Raw genomic sequence first — 3,258 nt, 5'->3', positions numbered from 1 at the left:
TGCGCCCACAGCTCGGTGGTCTCGGCCGGCCGCAGCGCTTCGCCGACAAGAGCGGCGCGCAGCGCGAGCGGCCTTTCGGCAACGGCGATCTCCCCGACATCGCCGCGCAGCACGCCGATCTTGCCGATCAGTTTTGCCAGGCCGTATTGCGGGTGGCCAAGCAAGGCCGGCCGGGCGCCAGGTGCGGCGATCGCCGCGAAAGACGGCTCATCCAGCATCAGGTCGAGGCCGGGCAGCACGACGGCGCCGCTGGGCAGGCCGGCGATCACCGCAAGCAGTTCGGCCGTGGCAGGAATGGACCCGGTGGAGCCGGCGGCGATCACCGGTCCGGCCGGCGGATTGCGCTTTAGCCGTGCTGCTTCCAGCCTTATCAGCGCATTACGATGCGCGGCCGGGTTGGAGCGGTCGCGTTCTTCGAGGAGATTCGGCCAGTTTTCGGTGACGATTCTCAGGAAGTCGAGTGTCACTTGCCACCAGCCGGCGAGGTTGCCGGTCACCAGATCGGCGAGCCTGATCCAGTCCGTACCTTCCGTCTCGATCTCGTCCATCAGCCGGGCCAGATCGCGCGCCAGCCAGATGGCGTCGGCGGCGGAGGCCGGCACGACGATCTCCTCGTCGAAAAGTGCCGCGACATGCGCCGGCAGGCGGCGTTTCCAGGCGCGAACCAGCGGCGCCAGCAGCAGCAGCCGCTCGGCAGCAGTGATCGGCGGCGCGAGGTCGATGGCGGCCGATGCGTCGGCCTCGAACGCGGCCTCGTCCTCGTCGAACTCGCCGAGCGGGCGGATGACCGGCAGGATAGCCGAGCGGCTGCCCAGACGGTCGACGAAAACGCCGCGTAGCGCCCGCGCGGCGCGGCGCGTCGGCACGTAAATGGTGGCGTCGGCCAGCGCCAGCGGGTCGCCGTCGAAGCGGAAATCGGGAACGAGCCGCCCTGACAGCAGAGCCTCGGCCAGCGTCGGCAGAAACGGCGCTCCGGGCGGGATTGAGAAAACGCGGCGGGAGCCGCTCATTTCAACTCGGTGAAAGCGCTGGGCGACTCAGCAAGAGCGGCGGCAACCGCCGCTTCCGCAAGCGGAATGGCGTCGGGCGTGCCAACGGTGATCCAATGGCCGTGCATCACCATACCGAACAGGCGACCGGCAGCGATGGCCGCATCGAAATAGGCGTTGAGCGAATGCGGCCCGGCCGGCGCATCCTTGAAAAGCCTGGGATGGACGATCGCCGCACCGGCATAGATCAGGCCTGTCGGGTCGCCTTTCGAACGCCGCAAGGCGCCGTCCGGCGACATCAGGAAATCCGTGCCGCCGCTGTGTCCGGTTGCTGACTGGGAATCCGCGAGCATCAGCAGAATATCCATTTTCGCCGCGTCCCACGCAAGGGCGAGGCGGGCAAGGCTGGGCACGCCGCTGTCGATCCAGAAGGTGTCGGCGTTGACGATGTAAAAAGGAGCCCCTCCCAGTTCCGGCAAAGCATGGACGATGCCGCCGGCGGAATCGAGCAGTCTTTCGCTTTCATCGGAAATGACGACCCGCGGGGCGCGGCGCGCGGCGACATGGGCGACGATCTGTTCCGGAAAATAATAGACGTTGACCACGGCCTTGTCGACGCCGGCGTGGGCCAGGCTGTCCAGGCTCCAGTCGAGCAATGTCTTGCCTGATATCTTGACCAGCGGCTTCGGCATCGTGTCGGTGATTGGCCGCATGCGCTTTCCCAGCCCGGCGGCAAGCACCATTGCGGTCTTGAGGCGCGCCGTCACAACGACCGTTCCTCCAGCAAGCCGTGGGCGGCGTAGAAATCCCGCAAGTTGGCCAGCCCGGGATGCGCCAGCGCTCGCCGGAGATAGTCGCGAATGCGCGGCAGGTGTTTTAGATAATAGGGCTTGCCGTCGCGGTTTTCGAGCCGGACGAAAATGCCGAGTATCTTCGAATTGCGCTGCGCCGCCATGATCGCATAGGTCTCGACGAATTCGTCTTCGTTGAAAGCGCCAGCCTTATGGCGCGCAGCGATATAGGCATCCAGCGTCCGCCGCTCGATCTCAGGCGAAAGGGTAACGCGCGCATCCATGGCCAGCGAGGCGAGATCGTAAGCGGACGGGCCGATCAGCGCGTCCTGGACATCGACGATGCCGAGGCGATCGTGGCCGGTACGGTCGCCGCGCCAGATGATGTTCGGCGAATGAAAGTCGCGCAGCATAAGCGTGTATTCGCGCCCTTCCAGCCGGTTGAGGACCGCATCCCATTCCCTGTTATAGCCGGCGCGCAAAGCATCGCTTGCCGGGCCGCCTGATATCGCCGGCACATACCAGTCGACCAGCAATTCGGCTTCGATCATCATGGCGTCGCGATCGAAAGGCGGCACGTCGTGAAAGACGCCGGGCGCGACCTCGATGCGATCGGGCCATGCCTTGCCATGCATCATGGCGAGCAGTTCGGCCGCCGCCGCGTAGCGCTCCGCCACCGGCTGACCGTGCTGGCCGAGAAATCCCTCCGAGCCGAGATGCTCGAGCAGAAGAAAGCCCTGGTCCAGGTCCTGCGCGTGGATCTCCGGGGCGCTGATGCCGCCGGCCCGCAACGCCCGGTCGATAGCGACGAAAGCCGAGACGGATTGCGCGGTGTGGGCGATCACCGCATAGGGCCTGCCGTCGCGGACCGGCGGCCCGAGCACCAGCCGCGGCGAGTTCATCAACACGCGCGGCGGCAGGTCGGCCAGCGAGACGATCTCATAGGAGCGGGCCGAGGCGTCGCCGATAAAATAGCGTCTCTGCGCTTCGCCCCAGCCAGCTCTTTCGAGAAAATCGCGCATGGCCAGCGATCGCGCCGCGCGCTCGAAGGCAGCGCCTTGTCCCGACAATCTCGCCAGGCGCCCGTCGTCCTGATGGACCAGTTCGATCAGAACCGAAGTCTCTGGCAAATAGTCCTCTGCCCGTTCAGGCCATTCGACCAGGGCAGCGCCTTGCGCCAGTGCTTCGTCGAAACCCAGTTCATCCAGTTCGGACGCCGAGGACAGGCGATAGAGGTCGAAATGATGGACTGGAATGCGCGCCTCATAGCTCTGGACGAGCGTGAAGGTCGGGCTCGGCACGTCGAGACCGGAATCGTCGGTCATTGCCCTGATCAGCGCCCGCGCCAAACTCGACTTACCGGCGCCGAGATCGCCTTTGAGCGCAAGCACGTCGCCGGGTCGCAACGACATGGCCAGATCCTCGCCCAGCCTTGCGGTCGCAGCCTCGTCGGCGAGAAAACGCTCCAGCACCACGCC

Annotated in this window: 2 protein-coding genes and 1 pseudogene; all 3 read right to left on the bottom strand. The window is 65.9% G+C overall.

Features of this window, described 5'->3' with window-relative positions:
- Positions 1 to 1,010, bottom strand: a pseudogene (locus EOA86_RS27885) (double-strand break repair protein AddB); the annotation flags it as partial.
- On the bottom strand, positions 1,007 to 1,756 hold the full coding sequence (locus EOA86_RS27880; protein WP_128344612.1) for a nucleotidyltransferase family protein: 750 nt from the start codon (positions 1,754 to 1,756) through the stop codon (positions 1,007 to 1,009). The pseudogene EOA86_RS27885 and the gene EOA86_RS27880, both read right to left, overlap by 4 nt.
- Positions 1,753 to 3,255, bottom strand: coding sequence for a tRNA (adenosine(37)-N6)-threonylcarbamoyltransferase complex ATPase subunit type 1 TsaE (tsaE, locus tag EOA86_RS27875; RefSeq protein ID WP_128344614.1), 1,503 nt, complete (start codon positions 3,253 to 3,255; stop codon positions 1,753 to 1,755). The genes EOA86_RS27880 and tsaE overlap by 4 nt, the downstream gene beginning before the upstream one ends.
- Positions 3,256 to 3,258 lie beyond the last annotated feature (3 nt).

The sequence above is a fragment of the Mesorhizobium sp. M5C.F.Ca.IN.020.32.2.1 genome (genome assembly GCF_004023105.1).
Taxonomy (GTDB): Bacteria; Pseudomonadota; Alphaproteobacteria; order Rhizobiales; family Rhizobiaceae; genus Mesorhizobium; species Mesorhizobium wenxiniae.
This window is presented reverse-complemented; position numbering and strand designations above follow the sequence as displayed.